Annotated in this window: 19 protein-coding genes; 4 read left to right on the plus strand and 15 right to left on the minus strand. The window is 69.4% G+C overall.

Annotation, left to right across the window (positions count from 1 at the left end; all coding sequences use genetic code 11):
* Positions 1–2: 2 nt before the first annotated feature.
* The 3 genes from rplC to C593_RS0111830 form a co-directional block, all read right to left on the minus strand.
* On the minus strand, positions 3–647 hold the full coding sequence (gene rplC / locus C593_RS0111820) for a 50S ribosomal protein L3 (RefSeq protein WP_018847505.1): 645 nt from the start codon (positions 645–647) through the stop codon (positions 3–5).
* Between the two features lie 14 nt (positions 648–661).
* Positions 662–970: a 30S ribosomal protein S10 gene (gene rpsJ, locus C593_RS0111825; RefSeq protein ID WP_003948644.1), complete on the minus strand. Its 309-nt coding sequence runs from the start codon at positions 968–970 to the stop codon at positions 662–664.
* A gap of 555 nt (positions 971–1,525) precedes the next feature.
* Positions 1,526–2,464 (minus strand): hypothetical protein, encoded by a 939-nt coding sequence (locus C593_RS0111830; RefSeq protein ID WP_158686828.1) that lies wholly within the window; start codon positions 2,462–2,464, stop codon positions 1,526–1,528.
* Positions 2,465–2,571: 107 nt separating this feature from the next.
* On the opposite strand from C593_RS0111830, the gene C593_RS0111835 reads away from it, so the two are divergent.
* A complete protein-coding gene (locus C593_RS0111835) occupies positions 2,572–2,805 on the plus strand; it encodes a hypothetical protein (protein ID WP_018847507.1) in 234 nt (77 codons plus the stop codon).
* 5 nt (positions 2,806–2,810) lie between these two features.
* Here C593_RS0111835 and C593_RS0111840 read toward each other — a convergent pair whose 3' ends face one another.
* From C593_RS0111840 to C593_RS32995, 4 genes are all read right to left on the minus strand, one after another.
* Complete coding sequence (locus C593_RS0111840) at positions 2,811–3,530, minus strand: YoaK family protein (RefSeq protein ID WP_037745596.1); 720 nt, start codon at positions 3,528–3,530, stop codon at positions 2,811–2,813.
* Positions 3,531–3,979: 449 nt separating this feature from the next.
* Complete coding sequence (locus tag C593_RS30985; protein WP_078521409.1) at positions 3,980–6,679, minus strand: N-acetylmuramoyl-L-alanine amidase; 2,700 nt, start codon at positions 6,677–6,679, stop codon at positions 3,980–3,982.
* A 217-nt stretch (positions 6,680–6,896) separates the two neighbouring features.
* Entirely contained in the window at positions 6,897–7,085 is a 189-nt protein-coding gene (locus tag C593_RS0111850) for a hypothetical protein (protein ID WP_018847509.1), read from the minus strand.
* A 61-nt stretch (positions 7,086–7,146) separates the two neighbouring features.
* The gene (locus tag C593_RS32995; protein WP_158686829.1) at positions 7,147–7,299 is read right to left on the minus strand and encodes a hypothetical protein; all 153 of its coding nucleotides are present in this window, start codon (positions 7,297–7,299) and stop codon (positions 7,147–7,149) included.
* Between the two features lie 253 nt (positions 7,300–7,552).
* On the opposite strand from C593_RS32995, the gene C593_RS33705 reads away from it, so the two are divergent.
* Positions 7,553–7,717 (plus strand): hypothetical protein, encoded by a 165-nt coding sequence (locus C593_RS33705; protein ID WP_486591116.1) that lies wholly within the window; start codon positions 7,553–7,555, stop codon positions 7,715–7,717.
* Here the strand turns inward: C593_RS33705 and C593_RS31600 are convergent.
* Both C593_RS31600 and C593_RS0111865 read right to left on the minus strand, forming a co-directional pair.
* Positions 7,707–7,922, minus strand: a complete 216-nt coding sequence (locus tag C593_RS31600; RefSeq protein ID WP_078521411.1) for a hypothetical protein — start codon at positions 7,920–7,922, stop codon at positions 7,707–7,709. The two genes, C593_RS33705 and C593_RS31600, sit on opposite strands and share 11 nt — an antisense overlap.
* 187 nt (positions 7,923–8,109) lie before the next feature.
* Positions 8,110–14,259: a DNRLRE domain-containing protein gene (locus C593_RS0111865; RefSeq protein WP_106434632.1), complete on the minus strand. Its 6,150-nt coding sequence runs from the start codon at positions 14,257–14,259 to the stop codon at positions 8,110–8,112.
* A gap of 461 nt (positions 14,260–14,720) precedes the next feature.
* Here C593_RS0111865 and C593_RS0111870 point away from each other — a divergent pair, with 461 nt between their 5' ends.
* Both C593_RS0111870 and C593_RS0111875 read left to right on the plus strand, forming a co-directional pair.
* Positions 14,721–15,905, plus strand: a complete 1,185-nt coding sequence (locus C593_RS0111870) for a histidine kinase (RefSeq protein WP_018847512.1) — start codon at positions 14,721–14,723, stop codon at positions 15,903–15,905.
* Positions 15,906–16,227: 322 nt separating this feature from the next.
* On the plus strand, positions 16,228–16,950 hold the full coding sequence (locus tag C593_RS0111875) for a trypsin-like serine protease (RefSeq protein ID WP_026277602.1): 723 nt from the start codon (positions 16,228–16,230) through the stop codon (positions 16,948–16,950).
* Positions 16,951–17,090: 140 nt separating this feature from the next.
* Here C593_RS0111875 and C593_RS0111880 read toward each other — a convergent pair whose 3' ends face one another.
* From C593_RS0111880 to C593_RS0111905, 6 genes are all read right to left on the minus strand, one after another.
* The gene (locus C593_RS0111880) at positions 17,091–17,807 is read right to left on the minus strand and encodes a response regulator transcription factor (protein WP_018847514.1); all 717 of its coding nucleotides are present in this window, start codon (positions 17,805–17,807) and stop codon (positions 17,091–17,093) included.
* A gap of 96 nt (positions 17,808–17,903) precedes the next feature.
* The gene (tuf, locus tag C593_RS0111885) at positions 17,904–19,097 is read right to left on the minus strand and encodes an elongation factor Tu (protein ID WP_018847515.1); all 1,194 of its coding nucleotides are present in this window, start codon (positions 19,095–19,097) and stop codon (positions 17,904–17,906) included.
* 153 nt (positions 19,098–19,250) lie between these two features.
* Positions 19,251–21,377, minus strand: a complete 2,127-nt coding sequence (gene fusA, locus C593_RS0111890) for an elongation factor G (RefSeq protein WP_018847516.1) — start codon at positions 21,375–21,377, stop codon at positions 19,251–19,253.
* A gap of 39 nt (positions 21,378–21,416) precedes the next feature.
* Positions 21,417–21,887, minus strand: a complete 471-nt coding sequence (gene rpsG, locus C593_RS0111895) for a 30S ribosomal protein S7 (RefSeq protein WP_006347241.1) — start codon at positions 21,885–21,887, stop codon at positions 21,417–21,419.
* A 2-nt stretch (positions 21,888–21,889) separates the two neighbouring features.
* Positions 21,890–22,261 carry a 30S ribosomal protein S12 gene (gene rpsL / locus C593_RS0111900; RefSeq protein ID WP_003948652.1) on the minus strand — a complete coding sequence of 124 codons (372 nt, stop codon included), beginning with the start codon at positions 22,259–22,261 and terminating at the stop codon, positions 21,890–21,892.
* A gap of 273 nt (positions 22,262–22,534) precedes the next feature.
* A complete protein-coding gene (locus C593_RS0111905) occupies positions 22,535–26,437 on the minus strand; it encodes a DNA-directed RNA polymerase subunit beta' (protein WP_018847517.1) in 3,903 nt (1,300 codons plus the stop codon).
* Positions 26,438–26,441: the final 4 nt, after the last annotated feature.

Below are 26,441 nucleotides of genomic sequence, written 5' to 3' on the forward strand. Positions count from 1 at the left end.
CCTCAGGCCCCCTTGGCCGCGGTACGGACCAGGACGAGGCCGCCGTTCGGACCAGGAACCGCGCCCTTGATGAGCAGCAGGCCCTTCTCCGCGTCAACGGCGTGAACGGTCAGGTTCTGGGTGGTGACCCGCTCGTTGCCCATGCGGCCCGCCATGCGGAGGCCCTTGAACACACGGCCCGGGGTGGCGCAGCCACCGATGGAACCGGGGGAGCGGTGCTTGCGCTGGGTGCCGTGACCGGCGCCGAGGCCCTTGAAGTTGTGACGCTTCATGACACCGGCGAAGCCCTTGCCCTTGCTCTTGCCCGTGACGTCGACCTTGACGCCGGACTCGAACACCTCGGCGGTGATCTCCTGGCCGAGCGTGTACTCGCTCGCGTCGGAGGTACGGAGCTCCACCAGGTGGCGGCGCGGGGTCACGTCGGCCTTGGCGAAGTGGCCCTTGAGGGGCTTGTTCACCTTGCGCGGGTCGATCTCGCCGAAGGCGATCTGGACCGACTCGTAGCCGTCGTTGTCGTTCGTACGGACCTGGGTAACGACACAGGGCCCGGCCTTGACGACGGTCACCGGGACGACACGGTTGTTCTCGTCCCAGACCTGGGTCATGCCGAGCTTCTCGCCCAGGACGCCCTTGATCTGCTTTGCCATCTCTTCCGCGCCTCTCAGAGCTTGATCTCGATGTCGACGCCGGCCGGAAGGTCCAGGCGCATCAGCGAGTCAACGGTCTTGGGCGTCGGGTCGAGGATGTCGATCAGGCGCTTGTGCGTGCGCATCTCGAAGTGCTCGCGCGAGTCCTTGTACTTGTGCGGCGACTTGATGACGCAGTACACGTTCTTCTCAGTGGGCAGCGGCACCGGGCCCGCGACCGACGCACCAGTGCGGGTCACCGTCTCGACGATCTTCTTCGCCGAGGAGTCGATGACCTCGTGGTCGTAGGCCTTGAGCCGGATGCGGATCTTCTGTCCCGCCATGGCTACTTCGTAGTCCTGTCTCTCGTCAACGCTCTGGAACCCGGAGGGTGATGCTCTCTTCTCCGACCCACGCGGTCGGGCGTGTCGCAGCCCCTCTACGAAGATCTCCCGAAGGATTTCCCAACCAAGGGGGTGCGGGCCCGAGGACCGCGGAACCAGGGGAAGAGCTCCCACCGGGCGCCTGGCCGGTACCCCGCTGACACTTCCCGGAAGATTCCCGTACGTCCGCCCCTGCACCTCGCGGTGCACAGCATGGGGCGACGAGTACTGTGGGACTCGCTTCCGGTCCCCCCGGCGGGAGGCGCGCAGCATCGGCACTCAACCGAGCAACCCCGATAGTCTGCCATACGGCCCGGCCGCCTGGCCAATCGAGCCGAAGAGATTACCCCGCGGGGGTTGCGTGTCAAACCCCGGCGCGCGGGGGGTGTGCGCTGAGGCGCGGGTCCCCCGGCCCGGGAGCGCCGCCGCGGCCCAGGCCGTGGGCCCCGGGCCGGGGCCGGTCCGGGGGCCGCAGGCCGGGGCCGGTCTGCCTCTCGGCCGGGGCTGGTCCGCCGCTCAGGTGCGGGTGACCGTGCCGCACTCCTCCCCACGCCCGTCCAGACCGCCGCTGCGGTCGTAGGGGTCCACCTCGGGGCCCGTGGGGGCGGCCGAACCGGGGTCGGCGAGGAGTTCGGAGTCGAACTTCGGGCGGAAGTACCCGTAGCCCTTCTTGTCGCAGTCGTCGTTGCCGACGTCCGACATCCACGACACGACGTTGAGGCGGCCGGCCGTCGCGACGAACTTCGCGGGGTCGTAGAGCGCGAAGGTCATCTCGCGCCGCACCACGGTCCGGGCCACCTCGGTGGACCCCGCGGCGGCCCGCACGACGGGGTAGACGAAGGTGTAGTCCGCGTGCACCAGGACCTGGCCGGGCGCGTCCCCCTTCTCGAAGGTCATCCGCCCGCGGGTCTTGACCGTGTCCCCCGCGAGGCGCACGTGCTCCGGGTCGAAGCGGCTGATCGCGTAGGTCGGGTCGTTCTTCTCGGTGGGCTTCGCCAGCGCCGCGGCAAGCCGCCCGCGCCCGTCCTTCTGAAGCGGGTCGAGCAGCGCGAGCGCCTTCTCGGGGCGCTCGCCGCGCAGGGTGGCCGGGTCGGTGTTGGCGAGGACCAGGAACTCCCGGGCACTGCTCAGGGCGTGCGCGACCTGCTTCTTCGTCATCCCGCCGACGGCCTTCGCCTCGGGCGCCAGGATCCCCTCGGCCCCGTCCGCCCAGCGCACCGCGGGCGACCCCCGGAAGGGCTCCTTCAGCGTCGGCCGGTCGGGGAACAGCTCCTCGGGCGGCGCACTGCTCGGCCGCGCGGTCTCCGGCGCCAGCGGCTCCGTCGCCCCGGCCCCGCCCGCCAGTTGCTGACATCCGGCGAGCAGCACCACGGCGACCGCCGCTGCCACCCCCCGCCCCCACGCCGCCGCCCCGCGCCCGCGGCCCCGCCCGCGCTGCGGTCTGTCCGTGCTCACGCCCGTTCCCCACCCTGTCGACTGCACTGATGATGTGCACATTTCATAGCATCCACGGCCATCCGGACAAGCGGCGCGGCAGACCGTGATGATCATGTGATGCCGGGGTGCGCCCCGGGGGAGCTCACCCCGGGGAGATCCGGGCCGCAGGCCAGATCAGCAGCCGGGCCGAGGATGTCCTGCTCGTGCTGGAGCAGCGCGGCATCGACGTGCCGGACGGCGCACGTGAGCGCATCACCGGCTGCACCGATCCCGAACTGCTGCGGCACTGGCTTCGCAACGCCGTGACCGCCCCGACCGCCGAGGCGATCTTCACGGAGCCGGTGCCCGACGCGGGCTGAGGCCGTCAGCCCGGGATGGAGGTGCGGTCGCGGGGGATCGCGAGGATGGCGAGGCCGAGGGCCAGGACCAGGCCCGCCGGGAAGGCGAGGACGAGGGCCGGGGGGACGGCGCGTTCCAGGAGCCAGGCCCCGAGGAGCGCGCCGGACAGCATCGCGGCGATCGAGGCCACCCGGCGGACCTCCGTGCCCAGACCGCCACCCACCCTGGTGTCGGCTGCCAGCGGGGGCAGTGCGACCAGCAGACCGGTGAGGGCCCGGGTCGCCACGGTCGTCGGCAGGCCCGGCACCTGGACGCGCAGGGAGGTCACATTGCGCACCCCCATGGCACACGCCACCATCGCGATCGCCGCAAGGTGCCGGCCGTCCACGGGTCCGCCCGGTCCCTCGATGCCCGCCCGCCAGATCACCAGGGCCGCCACCCCCAGCAGGACCCCCTCCACCACCAGGGCGGTGTCGAACCAGCGTCTGCCACGTGCGTCGATCGCCGACTGGAGGTGCGAGCCGGCGATCGCGCCGAAGGCGAACCCGGCGAGGGAGGCCCCCGAGACCACCGCCGAGATGCCCGGCGCACCCGCGATCGCGAACCCCAGGAGCAGCAGGCTGCCCGTCTGCACGGCCGCGAAGACGGGGCCGAGGGCCAGGAAGGACACCGCCTCGATCATTCCGGTGGCCAGCGTGAGCAACACCATCACGGAGGTCAGCAGCGGTCCGGGCCTGGGTTTCATACCGGGACGATAGGGGCCGCCCCGGCGCCCGGCCGTGACCACCGACCCCGCCTCACCCCGGTGGCGCACACCCGTAAATCCCTCGAAGCGCCGCCCGCCGCGCACCACGCGAACCCGACCTGCGACCCGCGCGTCAACCCGCTGGCGGCCGTCGCCTCGCTGACCGGCCGGACTGGCCGGCTGGACCGGGTGCTGCTGCGGTCGGCGGCTGTGGCGGTGCGGAGCGCCCGGCTGGCCGCGCCCCTACGCGTCCGGCCCGGTCAGGCGCTGGGCGGTCGGCCTCGGCCAGTCGCCGCCGGGTCCGGCGGTCGTCGCCCGGGTGGGCCGGGAGCGGCTGCGGGGGCTGCCCGGTGTGTCGCTGGCGTACGCGGACGGCGGCGAGGTCCCGGTCCTGCGCAGAGCAGGACGGGCCCCGCCGCCGTCTCACACCGCGTCGGTCACCGCCGCGGTCACGGGGCGAAGTACCCCGTGATGTCCGCGAGGAGGTCGACGCTGCCCGCGTTGTTGTAGAAGCTGACCCGGCCGTTGACGACGGGCACGATCACCAGGTTCGGCACCGTGACCCCCGCGGCCACGTTCAGGTTCGACGCGGCGGTGCGCGTCGTCCCGTCCGGATAGACCGAGATGTAGGTGGCGTCCGTGGCCCGCGTGGCCGTCACGTTCAGCACCACGGCGCTGGCGTCGGCCGGCACGCCCTCCACACCCGCGACCTGGAGGGTGACCACCCCGCGCGGGCCGACCTGTGCCTTCGGGACGCCGAGGCCGAGCCGGCTGTCCATCAGGCGCTTCGGGCCCGCGTTGTAGTGCCGGGCGCCGTCGCCGGCCACGGAGTAGTAGCCGGTGATGTCCGCGAGGAGGTCGACGCTGCCCGCGTTGTTGTAGAAGTCGACCTTCCCGTTGACCACCGGCACGATCACGAGGTTCGGCACCGAACGGCCGGCGATCACGTTGAGGGTGGAGGCGGACGTGCGGGTGGTGCCGTTCGGGTAGACCGAGACGTAGCTGCTTCCCGTCGCTCCGGTCGCCGTCACGTTCAGCACGACGGCGGTGACACCCTCGGCCGGGACGCCGTTCACCCCGGCGACCTGCAGGGTGGCGACCCCGGCGGCGCCGATCTTCGCCTTCGGCACGCCGAGTCCGCTGCGGCTGTCCATCACGCGCTCCGGGCCGGTGTTGACGTGCCGGGAGCCGTGGTCGCCGGTCGTGTAGTAGCCCGTGATGTCGGCCAGCAGGTCGATGCTGTTCGCGTTGTTGTAGAAGTCCACCTTCCCGTTGACCACCGGCACGACGACGAGGTTGGCGACGCTCACCCCCTCCGCCACGTTGAGGTTCGAGGCGGCGGTACGGGTGGTGCCGTTCGGGTAGACCGAGACGTAACTGCTGCCGCCCGTGACCCGGGTCGCCGTCACGTTCAGGACGACGGCGCCCACACCGGTGGCCGGGACGCCGCCCTTGCCGGTGACCTGGAGGGTGACCGTGCCCTTCGGCCCGATCTTCGCCTTGGGCACGCCGAGCCCGGACCGGGTGTCCATCAGCCGCTGCGGGGTGACCGGGACGAAGGTCTTCGGGTGGGGGACGGTGACGGTGACGGCGGCGGTGTCCGCCGTGCGTCCCGACTGGTGCACGGCCCGCAGGGCGACCTGGTGGGTGCCGGACGGGACGACCGCCGTGGCGCTGCGTGCGCCGGCCGCCGCGGTGGCCGCCGGGACTCCGTCCACCAGCACCTCGAACCGGCTGATCAGCGACGTGGGCGTGCTCGTGGACCAGCTGAGGGTCACCGGGCCGGGGCTCTCGTACCCGCCCTCGGCCGGTACCGCCGCGCCGCCGACCGAGGTGATCGCGAGGTTCTGCACGGGGCCGGCGGCCAGTGTGCGCAGCGCGGGGAGCTGCGGGTAGAGCTTCGCGCCCGGGCACTCGGTGTTGTAGCCGTCCCGGTGGCCGGAGATCCGGTCGAAGGTGTACGGCTGGCCGGCGGTGAACTGCCGTCCCGTGTAGCTCTTCTGCGTGACGCCCGCGACCAGCGACACGGTCCCGGCCGGGTCGCCGCCGTACTGGCCCAGCTTGTACGCGGCCATCCGGGCGGACGCGGTCAGCGCGGCGTTCGACGCCTCGACCGAGGTGTGGTCACCGATGATCGCGACGCTGCTGGACTCGGAGTTGAAGCCGTAGGTGTGGGCGCCCATGACCGGCTGGTCGATGCCGCCCTGCCGTCCCTCGAAGATCGTGCCGCACTTGTCGACGAGGAAGTTGTAGCCGAGGTCGCGCCAGCCGTTGGTCTTGACGTGGTAGACGTGCAGCGACCGGACGATCTCGGCGGACTGCGCGCAGTCGTAGACGCCGTTCGTGGTGTGGTGCACGAAGACGGCCTTGACCGTGGCGTCCGGCAGGTAGACGGGGCCCTCGTCGTTGAGGCTCTCGTCGGCGCCCCACTCGGCCCGGGTCACCACGGGCGGCTGGGGGACGGTGGAGGGCGGGCCGGGGTCGACGGCGTCGGCCGCGGCAACGGGGGCTTCGGCGGCAACGGGGGTTCCCGCGGCGCCGGCGGTGGCCGTGGCCGCCGTCCGGGCGGTGGCGCCTTCCGCCGTGGCCCGGGCGGTGGCGGCTTCCGCCGTGGCCTTCCCCGGGTCGACCAGGTCCAGCCGGAGCCCGGCGGGCAGTTCGCCGGACGGGTCGTTCACCCGCACCTCGGCGCCGTCGGAAGGCCCGACCCACACGGGCTCGGTCGCACCGCGCGCGCCGGGGCGGTCTCCGTCGAGGCCCGGCTTGTACGGCTCCAGTTCGATCCAGTCGGACCAGGCGCCCGTCTCCGCGCTGCGGGTACGGGCCTGGATCAGTCCGTCCAGCTCGGCGCGGTCCTCGTTCCACGAGACGCCGAGGAGACCGAACTCCCCGGTGGCGCGCCGCGAGAGGGCGGCCCGGCCGTCACCGGTCCCGGCCAGCGCGAGCCGCTGCACCCGGCTTGGGACCGGGCCGTCCGACACGTCGGCACCCCCCTGGTGTCGCGCCTTCTCACCCGGTCCGGCCACCGCGGCGGCGCGTACCGTCTCCGTCAGCGGCCCGCCGGCCGCCACCCCCTGCGCGCTCAGGGCCACCACGGCCCCGAGTGCCACGGCCGTCGCCGCTCTGCGTACCCGTACCGGTCGTCTCACGTCTGGTTCCCCACCCCTGTTGGTCGAACATGACGTCGAATCAAAAGATCAACGGCGGCATCGTACGTGAGAGCGTTCTCAGCGCTCTCAGCACCGGTGCGGCGGGGCGCAGTTGCCACCCGTGCGGCGGCGGGGGGTGGGGCGGGCCGGGCCGGCGGACGCGTCCGCCCCCGTGCCGGGAGGGCACGGGGGCGGATCATCCGCATGGAACGACCGGTCAGTCCCGGTCCTGGTCGCGGACGGCGCGTACCGCGAAGAACCACGAGGCCGCGAAGACGACCGCCGAGCAGGCGAACATCGCGGTGCTCTCTCTCACCCCCTCCAACACCCAGAACGCGATCCCTGCCGCGAAGGCCAGGGCCGCCAGGACCGGCAGGGTCCTGGCGTTGCTGCGACTCTCGTTCACCTGATTCCTGCCTTCCCGGGTGGAGTCCGGAGCGCGGCTCAGCCTCGGTGCCGGGCCGGCTTCACCGCTCCCGCCCCCGTCCCGCCGCGCGGCGTACGCCGGCGACCAGAAGACCGGTGCCCAGGACGATCGCGAACACCAGGTAGGGAACGGCGGAGATCACATCGAAGAGATAGAGGGCTATGAGGGACAGCCCGACCACGATGTACAGCACGGCAAGGAACATACGGCTACAGCCATTTCTGAGAGAAGGTCCGCGACGGAACGGTTCGGGGTGGCCACACGGGCGGCCACCCCGAACGCACCCCCATTCGCCCCCCCCGGGCGCCGGCGGCACCCTCGCCTCGGCCACCGGACGGCAAGACCACACCGCCGCCTGGACAGCACGAGACTGCTTCCCCGATAGCAGGATCCTCACCGTCCCGACCCTGGACCTGCTGGTGCGGGCGGCCCAGGCGTGGCGTCTGGTGGGCCATCAGGCGCTGATGGTCGCGGTGTGCTCGCTGGAGAGCGACCTGATCCTGAAGGAGCTGGGTGTCCGGACACGATCAACTCGATCCAGCTCGCCGGACTTCTCACGGCTGATCGAGGGCATCACCGACAGCTCAAGTTTGAAACCCGTCAACGCTTGACATCTCCACGCACGCTTCGCCGTTTACGTGCAAGCAGGAAGGTGTCTCGTATGAGTGCGACGCCTGCGCTCAGCAACACGAAGCCTGCCAACGCGATCCAAGCAATCGAAGCGCCTGCCCGATACTCGGTGATGGCGATATAGAGAAGGAGGAGGCCTGCGGCAACACCCAAAGCCGAGGTCAGAGTGCTGATATGATTCTTCACGCATCCAGTATGAACCAGGATAGGCTCCAGCGGTAGGCCTGCTGGGGAGCCCACGCGAAAGCATAAGCGACAGGGCACGCCTCTCCGGAGTCCATACCACTATTGGATCGGGGCGCTCCGAGGTATCTTGGAGCGCCCCGCAATTTTCAATTGTCAAGCCGCGTCTTGCTGATTACCGCGGGGCATCTTAGCACCGGCGCGACCAGATGGTTGGCGGAATAGGATACCAGCCTATTCCGTACTGTACCGCGCCCGTGATTATGGAGACGCACTTTCCGCGCGCCACGGCATATCCAGCTACTACCGCGAAGTACCAAAGATACCCGCGAGCTGCAAGAATGGCGATTTGATACCTCTTCGGAATGAACTTCAGGTCCTTGGCCCAGCTCAAGAATCCGCCGGCCGCCGCAGTTCCGAATGCCACCCATTTAGTTTCACGCTTATTGAGGTTCAGCTTGACCATGTACGTATTGGGGGACCACCAGGGTCGCCACCAGCTCACGCCGACCTTGCCGGTCAGGTCCGTGCATCCGACCGGGTCCCCGACGCAGTATTCATAAGCGTTGGCATTTCCGCCATAAACTGGGTCACTGGATAGGAATCGCCCGGAGTTCGGATCGTAGAGGCGTACCCCCATCAGCATGACGGAGCTCGGAGTTTCAGAGGAACGTTGATGGCCGCCAAGCCAGCTGTATCGAGGGGACTCCTGCTCAGTCCGATTCCTGCCGTATTCATCTACGTCCAGCGCCGTCGGGGGCTTGATAGTGTCCAATGGCAATTGGAGCGCCACATCACCATGGATCGTGGTGAGTTGGAGGACAGTGTCCCCGACCTTGCTTGTTGTGGCAGCCAAGAGACCAGATGCGGAACTCACGTTGCGGGTTAGGGAGCCGGTTGCCGTATCTTCGACGATCCAACGAGGACTGTCGCCGTCACCGTCGTAGTGGTTGACCTTTGATGCAGCCTGAGTCCAGGTCGCGCCGCTGCTCGTCTCAACCTTCCAGGAGCGGAAGCGCTGGATGGCGTCAAGCTGCCATGTTTGACGCTTACCGTTCTCTGTTTGCTGATATGCGAGGTCGTTCGCGTAGTAGGCGAATGTACGACCTGGTGTGGTTACGGTTCGGCTGAACGCATCGTACGAATACCCTTCGTCTACGAGGCGGTCAGCACTGTCATAGGTGTGGTTGGTGGTGGTGCCTCCAGTCGTGGGGCAGTCGGCTCCCGGCGTACCTGCCGCCGTGGTCAGAGACTTGCGGTTGGTCCGAGAGTCGAAGGTGTAGGCGCGCTTCGTGCAGACAGTGTCGTACGTGTCCTCGACGGTAGCCAGGCGGCCTATTGCATCATAGCGATAGGCCTGGGCAGACCAGCCTGCACGGCGGATGGTCTGGCCATGAACAGATTCAGTCGCCGTGTCCGCGTAGACAAGGGCTCCATCACTTTCCCGGGTATATATGCGTTCAGTGATCGAACCCGTTGTGCCCTGCGAGACATTGAGTGTGTAGCCCCCGGGCAACTTCTCGGATGCGACCGAGCCATCAGCATCGTACGTGGCCTGGAAGGTGCCAGCGACGGAGTCAGTGGTCTTTGTGGCCAGGCCTCGCGGCTCAACCGCGTGGTCGTAGAAGTAGTTGACCATAGATGGCGCCGAATCTTGGACCTGTACAGGGCGGTTATGCAAGTCGTACTCAGTCGTCGTCGTTCCGCCATCAGCATCGACGTACGACACAAGACGGCCGAGCTGGTCGTAGGCTCGGCTAATTGTGCCCCCTGTCGCCGAAACCGACTTCAGAATACGACCAGTCTTCGAGTCGTACTGCGTTGAGGACTCGGGAACTACCTGGCCCTGTCCTCCAGTCATCTTCACGTTGGTCGAGCGACCTGCACCGTCGTGCGTCATGACCGTTGTGCGTGTTACCCCGTTTGCGGTTTCGGTGACCTTGGCCGGGGTGCCCCACCAGTTGTACTCGGTGGTAGTCGTTGGGAGCGCTGATGGCTGGTTGCCGCCGCCGGTAATCGCACCGGCGGGGCCGGTTGAGCAAACGAGGCCAGCCCACTCCGGGCGGCCAGCGCAGGCGCCGGTTCCGGTTGCAGTCCAGTACGTTGTCACGCGGGTCGCAGCGTCAGTGCCGGAGGCACCTGGACGTTGCTGCTTAACAACGCGTCCCTGACTGTCGTACTCCACGGCCGTGGTGATGTCCAGCCCGTCTGGGTCCTGAACGATCTTGATCGGGAGCCCCTTGGTCCAGTCGTAGAGCGACTGCTCCACGCGGGCGTCAGCCATTGCAGTTGGGTGCTCACGAACTTCGGCCCCTGTGGCCGCTTTGGTGATCTGGTCCTTGACACTTGCCGTGCCATCAGTTGGGCGACCTGCGTCGTACTCGTAAGTTGCCCATGCACGAGCGGCTACTGACGAACCAGCAGAGACCAGGACAGTGGTACCTGTCTTCAGGTCAGCAGTGATTTCGGCCCGGCGCAGTGGCCCTCGCTCCTCCAGCTTTCTGGTGCCGTTGTCGTTGTAGTCGGCGCGCGTGGTGAGCAGATCTGCGCGCTCGGCGGAGGGGAGCTGGGCGATGCCCAGGTCCGCCTGGACGGCCCGGTCGGCGGCGCTCAGGCCGAGCGCAACGGCCCGGTTGCTTGCGGAGAGCTCGCGAATCGTGTTGCCGAAGCGGTCGTACTCGGTGGTGGTGATGTGTCCGCCGGGGGTGGCCGCGTTGACCTCGCGGCCGGACACGCCCAGGTAGTGCAGCCCGGCCCGCTGGTAGGCGTTCGCGGCGAGGGCGGGACCTGAGTGCGAAGCGGGGACGGAGTCTGCCGGGAAGACGGCCGTGGCGTCGGTCGGGGCGTCGAGCTGGCCCCATGCCTTCACGTCCGCGGTGCCCATCTTGTACGGGGCGGCCGAGCCGGTCAGCGGGACGTCGTAGACGATGCTGGTGGCGGCGGTGCCCTCGACGGTGTCGGGGGTGCCCTGCTTCAGGCCGGGGCGGGACGCCTTCAGCAGCATGCCGTCACCGGCGGTGGCGGCGTCGCCGGCCTTGCCATAGGTGAACGTCCACGGCAGCTCGCCGGGCGGGGTCAGTCCGGTGACCCGGCCCGCCGTGTCGTAGGTGTATTCGGTCTTGAGCACCGGGCTGGTGCGTGGGTTCCAGGATTCGCGCAGTCGGCCCTGGGCGTCGTATGCGTAGGAGTTGACCGAGAGGACCTTCGAGTTGGCGGCGCCGGGATCGGTGGCCCAGAGGCGGATGGACTTCACCTGTCCGACCTTGTCGCCGAAGGTGTCTTCGGTGGCGGTGGTGGAGAGCGGGTAGAGGAATTCCAGGACCCGGCAGCCCTTGGTCGCGGGGTCGGCTGCGCACTCGGCAGCCGTCGCGGCGGACGTGGGCGCGATGATGTACTTCGGGCGGGCGACGGGTTGACCGGCGTATGTGGTCTTGTGCGACACCACGGTGGTGGTGGAGTTGGTGAGGCCGTCGAGGAGGGTGCTGGAGACCTGCCAGGTCGGGACCTGCGGGTCGGGCTTGGTGAACGTGGTGACCGTGCCCTCGGTGTCGGTCAGGGTGAACGAGCCGGTGACCGCGCCCTTGAGGGTCAGGTCCTCGGCCCCGGGCTCGGCGGTCCACCCGGTCTGCGCCGCGTTCGCGGTGAAGTGGGTCTCTCCCCCCTCGGAGTCGATCACGGCGACAGCGGTGTCGGTGATCCGGCGGACGTGGGACCAGTCGGACTCGGTCAGTTGGGCGGCCGTGCCCGCGACCCATTCCTTGCCGAAGATCGGCGCCTGGCCCTCCTGGGCCGCTCCCTCGGTCGGGGTCCGCGAGGAAGCGGTGCGGGTGACGGACATGCCGAAGGCGGAGGCGTCCGTGGCCGACAGTGTGAAGTCGCCGGTCAGCAGGTTCACGCTGCCGGGTCCGGCCTCGTCCGTCGCCGCGCCGGAGGCGTTGCGATCGACCACGACGGTCAGGGGCACGGTGCTGCCGGAGGCATTGTCGGGCCCGGTGAAGTCGGCCTTGATCTGGACGGTGCCGTCGGGGTCGACGGTGCTCGTCGCGTTCCACACGAGCGGGGCGTTCTTGCCGTCGGTCAGCGGAACGGGCCAGGCCGTGAGCGGGGTGCCGCCGGAGGTGACGTCGCCGGCCGGTATCCGCGTCCAGGGGTCCGCCTCGGAACGGCGCCAGGAGAAGGACACGGCGTCGTACGTGCCGGCCTCGGCCTCGGCGACCAGCGGCAGCCGCCGCGCGGTGCGCTCACCCTCCGCGGGCTGGACGAAGCCGCCCGAACCGGCGTGGAAGACGTACTCGGCCGCCTCCGACTTGTTGTCCGCCTTGTCCACGGACCGCACCTGGAGGGTGTGGCTGCCGTTCCTGGGCGGGGTGACGGAGAGGGCCTTCGCCGCGGACGCACCGCCGGTGGCGACCTTGGTCCAGGTCACGCCGTCGAGGGACCACTCCAGCCAGTTGTGGTCGGTCCCGGCCGGCGGGGTCACGGTGAAGGTGCCCGGCTGGCCCTCGCCCTTGACCCACTGCCCGGTCGGGTAGTCGGTGGAGACGATCTTCGTCGGGGCGGAGGGCGCCTTGGTGTCGACGGTGAAGGTCTTCCACGCCGACCAGCCGGTGTTGTAGTGCGTGCCGTCGTAGGGCGAGGTGCGGAACTTGTACGTCTTCCCCTCGGCCAGCACCCCGGCCGGCACGGTCACCGAGGCGGCCTGCCCCGACGCCACGAACGAGGACCGCAGGACCTCCCCGACCTGGGTGTCGGTGGCACTGTCGAAGATCTGGTACGCGCCCTGGACCATGTCGCCGTTGGGGTCGACGAAGGTGTCCCGCAGGGTGGGCGTCAGGGTGTTGACCGTGTACGCGCCGCCGTAGGAGAAGAACGGGGGCCCGGCCTCCTGCTTGGTCCCGGTGCGCGGGCGGTAGTTGTAGGTGACTGTCAGCTTGGGCACGTTGGTGGCCGCGTTGGCGGAGTTGACCCGCTTCCACTGCGCCACGGTCGTCTCACTCGTGGCGCGCAGCCCCATGTGGGACTTCGCCGCCTTGGCGGAGGCCCACTCCTGCACCAGGGTGGTCACGTCGGCGTTGATCCAGTTTGCAGGATGCGACGGGCAGCCCGGTCCGCCCTTGGTCTCCACCGACGTGGCCTTCTTGGCGATCCACGACGGCTGGGAGGTCCAGCGGGAGGACGTGGACGGCGCACCGGTGGACCAGACCTCCCACGGCTGGGCCACACAGTTGCCCCGGCCGGAGTGGAAGTTCCACAGCGAGAGCTTGGCGCTGGAGACCAGGGCGTCCGCGATCGGGGAGGTGTTCCAGGAGATGAACGAACGCGCGGTGCGCGGGGTCCCGTTGCCGTTGGTGGTCCCCGGGTTGCCGAGGTCCAGTTCCACATCGGTCGACCAGTCACGGGTCTCGCCCTGCTGGACGTAGGTGTCGAAGACGTTCGACAGCGCCGAGGTCGACGGGTCCACCGTCACCGGGTACTTCGTGGCCGGGTCGGCGAGGAACTCCGCGTCCGGGGTGACGACCAGGTCGATCGTGCCCTTGCGCTGGACGACCTTCATCGCCACCGGCACCCGGCGGGTGTGCTCACCGGAGACCTTGTCGACGGTCGCGTCCCACATCACCGGCGCGGGCATCACCGCGCGCTTGCGGTTCTTCCGGTCGGTGAACAGCACGCTCCCGTCCGGCTGCTCCTTCGCCGTCAGGCCCTTCGCCTTCAGCGGGAGGGTGTACGTGTACCCCTCGGCGGGCTTCTTCCGGATCTCGACGAACTGCTCGAAGCCGGTACGGGTCGACTCCACGACCACGTCCGCGCCCGGCAGCGCCTCCGGATAGGTGGCCCGGGTGCCGTCCAGCACCGGAGCGGGCAGACCGCCCTTCCACTGGAGGGTGATCCGCTCCTCGCCCTCACCCAGGGTGACCAGGTCCCGGGCGGGCGCCTTCCGCGCCTGGCCCAGCGACCGCGGCACCGCGCCGCCCTTGCCCGCGAGCCGCAGCCCCTCGGGGTGCGCCACGGCCTCGACCGCGCCGGCGCTCTCCCGCAGTTCGACGTCGACCTCGCGCCACCGGCCCGAACCGTCCTCGAACCGCACCGGGCCCGAGGCGAGTTCGGTGGTCAGCGAGCCGTCCTTGTTCACCCAGGTGGTGGACGTCTCGGTCCGCTCGGACAGCGCCTCCACCCGCTTCCCGGACAGCCGGGCGGCGACCTTCGCCGACGGGATGTCCGCCGCCTCGGTGACGGCCCTGGCCGCGGGCGCGGCAGCGGCCTTCTGGGGCTGCTCGGGGGTGAGGGCGACGGCCTGGCCCGTGGTGGCGACGACGAGCGCGGACTCGGCGGCCAGCACCATGGCCGCCGTGACCGCGATCCGGGGCAGCAGACGTCTGCGTCTCTGCAGGGCGACCGCTTCGCCTTCCCACTCCTCGGGTGTCCGGGAGACGGGTATGTGCTCTGACACTTCGTGACTCTCCGTTGTCGTGGACATGGAACGGTCGCGATCAAAGCAGTCGGCCACCGGGGGCGGGAGTGAAGATTTCACCGGTCACGCACATCTTCGTCACACCGGTCACCCGCCCCGTACCGGTTCCGCTTTCGCGCAGGAAGGACAATGGAGCGGCGATGTGACGGACCGGCAGAACGGTCCGGAGCCCGCGCGGCGGGTGGCCGGGCGGACGAGTCCGCGAGCGGTGCGTGCGGGCGGGCGAACGGCGGACGGCCGGGCGGGGAGACGGCACGGCGGGCAGGTGGCCGGACGGGCGGGCAGGTGGCCGGCTGGGCAGGCAGGCGGTCGGGCGGGAGCGAGAGGCGGACATGGGGCGCGGGGAACGGCAGCGGACGGCACCGCCCCCGGGCTCCCGCGTGGCCCTCGCCGCGCTGGTGGTCCTGGTGGTCGGTTCGCTCTGGCTGACCGCGCTCGACATGGCGGACTCCCCGCTCGGCCGCCGCACGATGGTCACCGGGCTGACCGTGCTGGTGCTGATGCCCGCCGTGCTCCTGGGCCAGTACGCGCCGCCGCCCTACCGGCTGCCGCAGCGCTGGCGCTGGGCGCTCCTCCTGGTGCAGGCCGCGCTCACCTACCTCCCGCTGGTGCTCTTCCGCTACCCGTGGCTGAGCCTGCTCGGCTTCCTCGCGGGCGCGGTGCTGCTGATCCTGCCGCCGACGACCTCGGTCCCCCTCGCCCTGGCCGTCGGGGCGAGCGGGCCCGCCCTCGTCCACAGCGGCGTGATCGACACCACGCGCGGGCCGACGAGCGTGCTGCTGAGCACCGCGATCACTGCCAGCACCGTCTTCGCGGTCGCCCATCTCGCCCTGCTCTCGGCCCGGTTGCACGGCAGCCGGGAGCAGGCGGCACGGCTGGCCGAGCAGCGGACCCTGGCGCGTATCCGGCAGGACCTGCACGACCTCGTCGGCTCCTCGCTGGCCGCGATCGCGGTCCAGGGCGAGGCGGCCCTGCGCCCCGGCGCGCCCCCGGAAGCGGCCCGGTCCGCGCTGGCCGAGGCGGTCGACCTGGCGCGGCGGACCCAGGACGACGTCCGGCGGATCAGCGGGCCCGAGTCCGGGGTCCGGCTCGACGAGGAGTTCGCCCACGCCCAGCGGCTGCTGACGGCCTCCGGGATAGCGGTGAGCACGGCGCTGCCGGCCCGGGTGGAGCCGGACCGGGCGGTGGCGGACTGCCTGCGGTCCGTGCTGCGGGAGGCGGTGGGCAACGTCCTCCAGCACAGCCGTGCCGGTCACTGCGCGATCGAGCTGAGCACCGGGGAGGGGGAGGTCCGGCTCACCGTGCGCAACGACGGTGCGATCGGCGTGCCCACCGGCCTCGCGGAGGGCGGGGACGGCGGAGGCGGCGGGACCGCCGGGGCGGGCGGAGGCGGCGGGGGCCGGCGCGGGACGGGGATCACGGGCCTCCGGGGCCGGGTGGTCGCGCTGGGCGGGACGCTGCGCACGGGCCACGCGGAACGGGAGTTCACGCTGACGGCCGCGCTGCCCTTGGGCTGACGCGCGTGGCCGGGGTGCGCCCGTGGGGCGGGTGCCCCTGGCCGGGGTGCCCGTGTGGCGGGGCGGGCGCCCCTCGCGGGAGTGCCCGTGGCGGGGCCCGGTGCCCGCCGCCACCCGGCGGGACGGCGCATCAACACCGGGGGTATAGCACCGTGTTATGGCCAAGCGTTAGTACCCCGTTCACCGTTCCTCGGGAATTCTGGGCCATGTCCATGACGAACTTCCGCCCCTCGGGAGGGAGTTCGGCGCGGACGCGGCCCTCAGGGGCCGCCAACCCCCACACCCACACGCCCACCCAGCGTGTCCTTCGAATCGAGGAACCTTGCGCATATCAAGGCTCATCCCCGCGCTCCTGGCAGCCGTGGTCTCCGTCCTCGCGCTCCTCGCCCCCACCGCCACCGCGGCTCCGGCGCCCGCTCCCCCGACCACCAAGGCCCCGCAGCCCATCATCGGCGGCGGCTACGCATCGTCCGGCCCCTGGGCGGCCCGGCTGTTCTCGAACGGCAGAGAGACCTGTTCGGCCACGATCATCGCGCCGACCTGGATCCTCACCGCCCGGCACTGCGTCACCGGCGGCGGGCTGTCCTTCCGGATCGGCAGCCTGGACCAGCACAGCGGCGGCACCGTGGCCAACGGCGTCCAGACCTACACGCACAGCTCGGACCTGGCGCTGGTCCGTCTCGACCGTTCCGTGTCGGCCACCTACTCCCCCCTCGGCCAGCCCGGCTCGGTGCGCGTCGGCCAGAGCGTCCAGGTCTACGGCTGGGGCGCCACCTCCCAGTGCGGCTCCGAGGCCAACTGCCAGTCCCGCTACCTGAAGGTCGCGAACGTCACGGTCACCGGCGGCTGCGGTGACGCCTACGGCGGCTCGGCGATCTGCGCACGGCGCGGCAACGGCATCACCGCCGGTGGTGACTCCGGCGGCCCGATGATGGCGGGCGGCGTCCAGGTCGGCGTCGCCTCCACCAGCGACCGCCAGACGACGACGGCGTACACCAACGTCACGGCGTACCGCTCCTGGATCCGGTCGATCGCCGGGGTCTGATCCCGCCGGCCGACGACCGCTCCGGAGCACCCGCTCCAGCGCACCACCGCACCACCCGCCTCCCGGCGACACGAGGGCCCCGCACCGCGCGACGGTGCGGGGCCCTCCGCGCCCCTCCGCGCGCCCCCGCGGGGGAACGCCTACAACCACCCGTACCGCTCGGCGATCCGCACCGCGTCCACCAGGGTCCGCGCGTGCAGCTTGCTCACCGCCGCCGAGAGCCGGTTGCGCACCGTCCCCACGCTGAGGAACAGCTCCGCGGCCACCTCCCGCGCATGCGCGCCCGACGCGGCCAGCCGCAGCACCTCCGCCTCCCGCTCGGTCAGCGGACTGGGCCGCCCACGCGGGCCCTCCCGCATCCGCGGATCGACCGCCCGGCCACCCCCGGCGACCCGGCGCACCGCGTCCGCGGTCTCCGCCGGGGTGGCGCTCTTCAGCAGATAGCCGGACGCCCCCGCGGCCAGCGCCCGCGCCAGATGCCCCGGCCGGTCCAGCGCGGTGAGCATCAGGATCCGGCAGCCGTACCCCCCAGCGGTCAGCCGCGCGGCCACCGAGATCCCGTCCAGCACGGGCAGGTCGATGTCCAGCAGGACGACCTCCGGCCGCAGCCGCCCGGCCTCCGCCAGCGCCGCCGCCCCGTCGGCGGCCTCCCCGACCACCCGGATCCCCAGTTCCCCGTCGAGCAGCGCCGCCAGCCCGGACCGCACCACGGCGTGGTCCTCGACCACCAGCACCCCGATGTCCGACGGCACCGCCCCTGCGGCCACCGCCTCCGGCGCCCCGCCGGGCGCCCCGCCGGGCGCCTCGCCGGACGACGTCCGCGACGCCCCGCCCCCCGGCGTCCCCCCGTCCCGCATCCCACTCCCCCCTCTCAGCATGGCGAAGGGCCCCGCACCACGTGGTGCGGGGCCCTTCGTGCAGCTCAGCGAGCTACCAGGTCAAACCACCAGGACTTACTTGGTGATCTTGGTGACCTGGCCGGCGCCCACGGTCCGGCCACCCTCACGGATGGCGAACTTGAGGCCCTCCTCCATGGCGACGGGCTGGATCAGCTCGACGGTCATGGTGGTGTTGTCGCCCGGCATGACCATCTCGGTGCCCTCGGGGAGGGTCACGACGCCGGTCACGTCCGTGGTACGGAAGTAGAACTGCGGGCGGTAGTTGTTGAAGAACGGGGTGTGACGGCCACCCTCGTCCTTCGACAGGATGTAGGCCTGGGCCTCGAACTCGGTGTGCGGGGTGACCGAACCGGGCTTGATGATGACCTGGCCGCGCTCGACGTCCTCGCGCTTGATGCCACGGAGGAGCAGACCGACGTTCTCACCGGCCTGGCCCTCGTCGAGCAGCTTGCGGAACATCTCGATGCCGGTGACCGTGGTGGTGGTCTTCTCGGTCTTGATGCCGACGATGTCGACGGTCTCGTTGACCTTGAGGACACCACGCTCGATACGACCGGTGACGACGGTGCCACGACCGGTGATCGTGAAGACGTCCTCGATCGGCATCAGGAACGGCTTGTCGACGTCACGCTCGGGCTGCGGGATCGCCTCGTCGACGGCGGACATGAGGTTGAGGACCGACTGGCCCCACTCCTTGTCGCCCTCGAGCGCCTTGAGCGCCGAGACCTTGACGACGGGAACGTCGTCGCCCGGGAACTCGTACTCGGAGAGGAGCTCACGCACCTCGAGCTCGACGAGCTCCAGGATCTCCTCGTCGTCCACCATGTCGGCCTTGTTCAGGGCGACGACGATGTACGGAACGCCGACCTGGCGGGCCAGGAGCACGTGCTCCTTGGTCTGCGGCATCGGGCCGTCGGTGGCGGCGACCACGAGGATGGCGCCGTCCATCTGCGCCGCACCCGTGATCATGTTCTTGATGTAGTCCGCGTGACCGGGGCAGTCGACGTGCGCGTAGTGACGCGACTCGGTCTGGTACTCGACGTGCGCGATGGAGATGGTGATACCGCGCTGGCGCTCCTCAGGAGCCTTGTCGATCTGGTCGAAGGCCGAGGCCTCGTTCAGGTCCGGGTACGCGTCGTGCAGCACCTTGGTAATGGCGGCCGTGAGGGTCGTCTTACCGTGGTCGATGTGACCGATGGTGCCGATGTTGACGTGCGGCTTAGTCCGCTCGAACTTCGCCTTCGCCACTGGGGTCCTCCTGTGGAGTGGTTCTGTACGCCTTACTCATCGGCGCCAGGTGATCTTTGCTGGGAAGCCGACCGCCGGGGTTCACACCCCTGAAGGTATCGGGGCGAACCCCCGGCGGACGGTGTCAAGCCTAAAGCGTGGAACCCGGGTGAGTTACTCGCCCTTGGCCTTCGCGATGATCTCCTCGGCGACGTTCCGGGGAACCTCGGCGTAGGAGTCGAACTGCATCGAGTAGCTTGCGCGACCCGAGGTCTTGCTGCGGAGGTCTCCGACGTAGCCGAACATCTCCGAGAGCGGCACCAGACCCTTGACGATCCGGGCGCTGTGACGCTCCTCCATGGACTGGATCTGCCCACGGCGGGAGTTGATGTCGCCGATGACCTCACCCATGTAGTCCTCGGGCGTGGTGACCTCGACGGCCATCATCGGCTCGAGCAGCACGGGGCTGGCCTTGCGGGCGGCCTCCTTGAAGGCCTGCGAACCGGCGATCTTGAAGGCGAGCTCGGAGGAGTCGACCTCGTGGTACGCACCGTCGTGGAGGATGATGCGCACGCCGGTCATCTCGTAGCCGGCCAGGATGCCGAACTGCATGGCCTCCTGAGCACCCGCGTCCACCGAGGGGATGTACTCCTTGGGGATGCGGCCACCGGTGACCTTGTTGACGAACTCGTAGGACGCGTCGCCGCCCTCGATCGGCTCGATGCCGATCTGGACCTTGGCGAACTGGCCCGTACCACCGGTCTGCTTCTTGTGCGTGTAGTCCACGCGCTCGACGGCCTTGCGGATCGTCTCGCGGTAGGCCACCTGCGGCTTGCCGACGTTGGCCTCGACCTTGAACTCACGGCGCATGCGGTCGACCAGCACCTCGAGGTGCAGCTCGCCCATACCGCCGATGATGGTCTGGCCGGTCTCCTCGTCCGAGTGAACCTGGAAGGAGGGGTCCTCCTCCGCGAGCCGCTGGATGGCGACACCCAGCTTCTCCTGGTCGCCCTTGGACTTGGGCTCGATCGCGACCTGGATGACCGGCGCCGGGAAGTCCATGGACTCCAGGATCACCGGGGCCTTGTCGTCGGAGAGCGTCTCACCGGTGGTGGTCTGCTTCAGGCCCATGACGGCGACGATGTCGCCGGCGCCCACCGACTCGATCTCCTCACGCTTGTTGGCGTGCATGCGGTAGATCTTGCCGATGCGCTCCTTCTTGCCCTTGACGGAGTTCAGCACCGCGGTGCCGGACTCCAGGCGACCGGAGTAGATCCGGACGAAGGTGAGCTTGCCGAGGTGCGGGTCGCTCATGATCTTGAACGCGAGGGCCGACAGCGGCTCGTCGTCGGACGGCTTGCGCTTGACGACCAGCTCGGGGTCCTTCACGTCGTGGCCCTCGATGGCCTCGACGTCGAGCGGCGAGGGGAGGTAGCGCACGACGGCGTCGAGCAGGGGCTGGACGCCCTTGTTCTTGAACGCGGTACCGCAGAACACCGGGGTGACGGTGGTGCCGGTGGAGACGCCGGAGGCGATGGTGATGCGACGGATCGCCTCGTGCAGCTGCTCCTCGGTGGGCTCGGTGCCCTCGAGGTACAGCTCCATCATCTCCTCGTCGTTCTCCGCGACGGCCTCGAGCAGCTTGCCGCGCCACTCCTCGGCCGCCTCGGCGTGCGTGGCCGGGATGTCGACGGTGTCGTACATCTCGCCCTTGGCCGCCTCGGCGGACCAGACGAGGGCCTTCATGCGAACGAGGTCGATGACGCCCTTGAAGTCGGCCTCGGCACCGATCGGGAGCTGCATCACGATCGGGGTCGCGCCGAGGCGGTCCTTGATCATGTCGACACAGCGGTGGAACTCGGCGCCCGTGCGGTCGAGCTTGTTGACGAAGCAGATGCGGGGCACACCGTAACGGTCGGCCTGGCGCCACACCGTCTCGGACTGCGGCTCCACACCGGCCACACCGTCGAACACCGTCACGGCGCCGTCGAGGACGCGGAGCGAACGCTCCACCTCGACGGTGAAGTCGACGTGACCCGGGGTGTCGATGATGTTGATGGTGTGGTCGACGTCCTCGAGCGGCCAGTGACAGGTCGTCGCGGCGGACGTGATCGTGATGCCGCGCTCCTGCTCCTGCTCCATCCAGTCCATCGTGGCGGCGCCGTCGTGGACCTCACCGATCTTGTAGCTGACACCGGTGTAGAACAGGATGCGCTCGGTGGTCGTCGTCTTGCCCGCGTCGATGTGGGCCATGATGCCGATGTTGCGCACCTTGGCCAGGTCAAGCGAAGTGGTAGCCATAAGGCTTCAGTCTTCTCTCGGTCTCGATGTGGGTTGCGACTACCAGCGGTAGTGCGCGAAGGCCTTGTTGGACTCGGCCATCTTGTGCGTGTCCTCGCGCTTCTTGACCGAGGCGCCGAGACCGTTGGAGGCGTCGAGCAGCTCGTTCATCAGGCGCTCGGTCATCGTCTTCTCGCGGCGGGCGCGGGAGTAACCGACGACCCAGCGGAGGGCGAGGGTCGAGGCGCGACCGGGCTTGACCTCGATCGGCACCTGGTAGGTGGCGCCACCGACGCGGCGGGACTTGACCTCGAGAGACGGCTTGACGTTCTCGAGCGCGCGCTTCAGCGTGATGACGGGGTCGGCGCCGGTCTTCTCACGAAGCCCCTCCATGGCGCCGTAGACGATCCGCTCGGCGGTGGAACGCTTGCCGTTCAGCAGGATCTTGTTGATGAGCGAGGTCACCAGAGGAGAACCGTAAACCGGGTCGATGATGACCGGGCGCTTCGGGGCGGGGCCCTTACGAGGCATTCTTACTTCTCCTTCTTGGCGCCGTAGCGGCTGCGGGCCTGCTTGCGGTTCTTGACACCCTGGGTGTCGAGCGAACCGCGGATGATCTTGTAGCGAACACCAGGCAGGTCCTTCACACGGCCACCACGCACGAGCACGATGGAGTGCTCCTGCAGGTTGTGTCCCTCACCCGGGATGTAGGCCGTGACCTCGATACCGGAGGTCAGACGCACACGCGCGACCTTGCGGAGGGCCGAGTTCGGCTTCTTCGGGGTGGTCGTGAACACACGCGTGCAGACGCCACGGCGCTGGGGCGAACCCTCGAGTGCGGGCGTCTTGTTCTTCTCGACCTTGTCCTGCCGGCCCTTGCGGACCAGCTGCTGGATCGTAGGCACTACTTCTCCGGTTTCTGTGTGCCGTCAGTGAAGCTAACCTGGAACGTCGCCGACCCACGCGGTCGGGTGTGTCGAATACTGCGGACCCCCGCCGAAGGCGGAAGAGGGCGCAGATTACGGCGTCCGAATCGGGACTCGCGCTGCGGCTGTAGACACGCACACGAGCCCAGGGGACACCCCAGGCACAAGGTCTGAGCGTACCTACCGTACGGACATCGGTCAAAACGAAGGGCGGCCACCCCGTGGGATGACCGCCCTTCGCCGCACTGCGCCTTACTGGTTGTACGGACCGTAGTCGTAGTCCTCCAGCGGGACGGCCTGGCCGGAGCCGGTGCCGAACGGCGAGTAGTCGATGTCGTCGTAGCCGACGGCCGAGTACATCGCGGCCTTGGCCTCCTCGGTCGGCTCGACCCGGATGTTGCGGTAGCGGGACAGGCCCGTACCGGCCGGGATGAGCTTACCGATGATGACGTTCTCCTTGAGGCCGATCAGGGAGTCCGACTTGGCGTTGATCGCCGCGTCGGTCAGGACCCTGGTCGTCTCCTGGAAGGACGCCGCCGACAGCCAGGACTCGGTGGCCAGCGACGCCTTGGTGATACCCATCAGCTGCGGACGGCCGGAGGCGGGGTGACCGCCCTCGGTGACCACACGACGGTTCTCGGTCTCGAACTTCGAGCGCTCGACCAGCTCGCCCGGCAGCAGCTCCGCGTCGCCGGACTCGATGATCGTCACCCGGCGCAGCATCTGCCGGATGATGATCTCGATGTGCTTGTCGTGGATCGACACACCCTGCGAGTTGTAGACCTTCTGGACCTCGCCGACCAGGTGGACCTGGACCGCGCGCTGGCCGAGGATGCGCAGCACGTCGTGCGGGTTGGTCGCACCGAAGGCCAGCGGCTCGCCGACCTGGACGTGGTCGCCCTCGCGGACCTTGAGCTTGGCGCGCTTCGAGATCGGGTAGGCCGTCTCGTCGCTGCCGTCGTCCGGCGTGACCACGATCTTCTTGGTCTTCTCGGTCTCCTCGATCCGCACGCGGCCGGCGGCCTCGGAGATCGGGGCGACACCCTTCGGGGTACGGGCCTCGAAGAGCTCGACGACACGCGGCAGACCCTGGGTGATGTCGTCACCGGCCACACCACCGGTGTGGAAGGTACGCATCGTCAGCTGGGTGCCGGGCTCACCGATGGACTGGGCGGCGATGATGCCGACCGCCTCACCGATGTCGACCAGCTTGCCGGTGGCCAGCGAACGGCCGTAGCAGAAGGCACACGTGCCGACCGCGGACTCGCAGGTCAGGACCGAGCGGGTCTTGACCTCCTCGACACCGGCCGCGACCAGCTGGTCGATGAGCACGTCACCGAGGTCGACGTTGGCCGGCGCGATGACCTTGCCGTCCACCACGACGTCCTCGGCGAGCATCCGCGCGTACACGGAGGTCTCGACGTCCTCCGCCTTGCGCAGGACGCCCTCGGAGTCCTTGGCGGCGATCCGCAGCTTGAGGCCGCGCTCGGTGCCGCAGTCCTCCTCGCGGATGATCACGTCCTGCGAGACGTCCACCAGACGACGGGTCAGGTAACCCGAGTCGGCGGTACGCAGGGCGGTGTCCGCCAGACCCTTACGGGCACCGTGCGTGGAGATGAAGTACTCCAGCACGGACAGGCCCTCGCGGAAGGACGCCTTGATCGGACGCGGGATGGTCTCGTTCTTGGCGTTCGACACCAGACCACGCATACCGGCGATCTGACGCATCTGCATCATGTTTCCGCGCGCACCCGAGTTGACCATCATGAAGATGGGGTTGGTCTTCGGGAAGTTCGCGTTCATCGCCTCGGCGACCTCGTTGGTCGCCTTGGTCCAGATCGCGATGAGCTCCTGCGTGCGCTCGTCCTTGGTGATCAGACCGCGCTCGTACTGCTTCTGGACCGTCTCGTCCTGGGCCTCGTAGCCCGCGACGATCTCCTTCTTCGCCTCGGGCACGACGACGTCGGAGATGGCGACGGTGACACCGGAGCGGGTCGCCCAGTAGAAGCCGGCCGCCTTCAGGTTGTCGAGCGTCGCCGCCACGATGACCTTGGGGTAGCGCTCGGCGAGGTCGTTGACGATCTCGGAGAGCTGCTTCTTGCCCACCGAGTAGTCGACGAACGGGTAGTCCTCGGGCAGCAGCTCGTTGAAGAGCGCACGGCCGAGCGTGGTCTTCAGCCGGAAGCTGTCACCGGGCTGCCAGTTGTCCTCTTCACCGTCCTCGGGGGCCGGGGGCGTCCAGCCGCGCGGCGGGATGGTGCCCACCGGGAAGCGGATGTCGACCTTCGCCTGGAGCGACAGCTCGCGGGCGTCGAAGGCCATGATCGCCTCGGCGGTGGAGCCGAAGGACCGGCCCTCGCCCTTGACCTCGCGCTCCTCCTCGTCCGTGGTGAGGAAGAAGAGGCCGAGCACCATGTCCTGGGTGGGCATGGTGACCGGACGGCCGTCGGCCGGCTTGAGGATGTTGTTCGAGGACAGCATCAGGATGCGGGCCTCGGCCTGCGCCTCCGCCGAGAGTGGCAGGTGCACGGCCATCTGGTCACCGTCGAAGTCCGCGTTGAACGCGGTGCAGACGAGCGGGTGGATCTGGATGGCCTTGCCCTCGACCAGCTGCGGCTCGAAGGCCTGGATGCCGAGGCGGTGCAGCGTGGGCGCACGGTTCAGCAGCACCGGGTGCTCGGCGATGACCTCTTCGAGGACGTCGTACACCACGGTGCGGCCGCGCTCGACCATGCGCTTGGCCGACTTGATGTTCTGCGCGTGGTTCAGGTCGACCAGGCGCTTCATCACGAACGGCTTGAACAGCTCCAGCGCCATCGCCTTCGGCAGACCGCACTGGTGCAGCTTGAGCTGCGGACCGACGACGATCACGGAACGCGCGGAGTAGTCCACACGCTTGCCGAGGAGGTTCTGACGGAAGCGGCCCTGCTTGCCCTTGAGCATGTCGGACAGCGACTTCAGCGGACGGTTGCCGGGGCCCGTCACCGGGCGGCCGCGGCGGCCGTTGTCGAAGAGCGCGTCGACGGCCTCCTGGAGCATGCGCTTCTCGTTGTTCACGATGATCTCGGGCGCGCCGAGGTCGAGAAGCCGCTTCAGGCGGTTGTTGCGGTTGATGACACGGCGGTACAGGTCGTTGAGGTCGGAGGTCGCGAAGCGGCCACCGTCGAGCTGCACCATCGGACGCAGGTCCGGCGGGATCACCGGGACGCAGTCCAGCACCATGCCCTTGGGGCTGTTGCTGGTCTGCAGGAAGGCGGAGACGACCTTGAGGCGCTTGAGCGCACGGGTCTTCTTCTGGCCCTTGCCGGTACGGATGATCTCGCGGAGGCGCTCGGCCTCCTCGTCGAGGTCGAAGGACTCCAGGCGCTTCTGCAGCGCGGCGGCGCCCATCGAGCCGTCGAAGTAGGTGCCGAAGCGGTCGCGCAGCTCGCGGTAGAGCAGCTCGTCGCCCTCCAGGTCCTGGACCTTGAGGTTCTTGAAGCGGTTCCACACCTCGTCGAGGCGGTCGATCTCGCGCTGGGCGCGGTCGCGGAGCTGCTTCATCTCGCGCTCGGCGCCCTCGCGCACCTTGCGGCGCACGTCGGCCTTGGCGCCCTCGGCCTCCAGCTCGGCGAGGTCCGTCTCGAGCTTCTTGGCGCGGGCCTCCAGGTCGGCGTCACGGCGGTTCTCGATCTGCTGGCGCTCGACGGAGACGTGGGCCTCCAGCGACGGCAGGTCGCGCGTGCGGCGCTCCTCGTCCACGTACGTGATCATGTACGCGGCGAAGTAGATGACCTTCTCGAGGTCCTTCGGGGCCAGGTCCAGCAGGTAGCCCAGCCGGGACGGGACGCCCTTGAAGTACCAGATGTGGGTGACGGGAGCGGCCAGCTCGATGTGGCCCATCCGCTCGCGGCGCACCTTGGCGCGGGTGACCTCGACGCCACAGCGCTCACAGATGATGCCCTTGAAGCGGACGCGCTTGTACTTGCCGCAGTAGCACTCCCAGTCCCGGGTCGGACCGAAGATCTTCTCGCAGAAGAGTCCGTCCTTTTCGGGCTTCAGGGTGCGGTAGTTGATGGTCTCCGGCTTCTTGACCTCGCCGTGGGACCAGGTCCGGATGTCGTCCGCGGTGGCCAGGCCGATCCGCAGCTCGTCGAAGAAGTTGACGTCGAGCACTTTT

This window comes from Streptomyces sp. CNT372 (genome assembly GCF_000377145.1).